General features: G+C 46.0%; 1 protein-coding gene. It reads left to right on the plus strand.

Annotated features, from left to right (window positions below):
* On the plus strand, positions 1–556 hold a 556-nt coding region (locus D9T19_RS14460; protein ID WP_162984618.1), incomplete at both ends, for an integrase zinc binding domain-containing protein.

A 556-nucleotide genomic window follows, 5' to 3' on the forward strand; every position in this document is an offset into this window, starting at 1 on the left:
AAAATGATCGTGAAAAAAATCAAACCAACTAGAGGTAAATCGAACAGAGACAAAAAAAGCCAAACAAAGAGGAAAAAATCAAATTGGGCTGAAAAAAGTCAAATAAAGGCACATTACTCTTGGGATGGTGCTTCTCTGCGATACAAGGGTCGTCTGGTGCTTCCCCAGAGCACAGATCTTCAACAGGCTGTCTTCTATGAACTCCATGCTTCTCCATCGGCAGGGCACTCTGGGTTCCTCAAAACGTATGAACGGGCACGGCGTAACTTCTTTTGGCAGGGCATGAAAAGGACAATTCAACAGATGGTGGCTGACGATGATACTTTCCAAGTCAACAAGGGGGAAACGACACTCCTTTCGGGATTGCTCAAACCCGTGGCCATCCCTACACAGCTTTGGCCAACTATTTCTATGGATTTCCTAGCAGCGCTCTGGTGGTACAATACCACATCTCAAAGGACACCATATGAAGCAGTCTATGGAAAAACACCGCCTGTTCTTCTTCCATACACCCTTAGCAGCTCCCCAGTTCAGGAAATTGACTCGGTTCTTCGAC

This window comes from Poseidonibacter antarcticus (genome assembly GCF_003667345.1).
Lineage (GTDB): Bacteria > Campylobacterota > Campylobacteria > Campylobacterales > Arcobacteraceae > Poseidonibacter > Poseidonibacter antarcticus.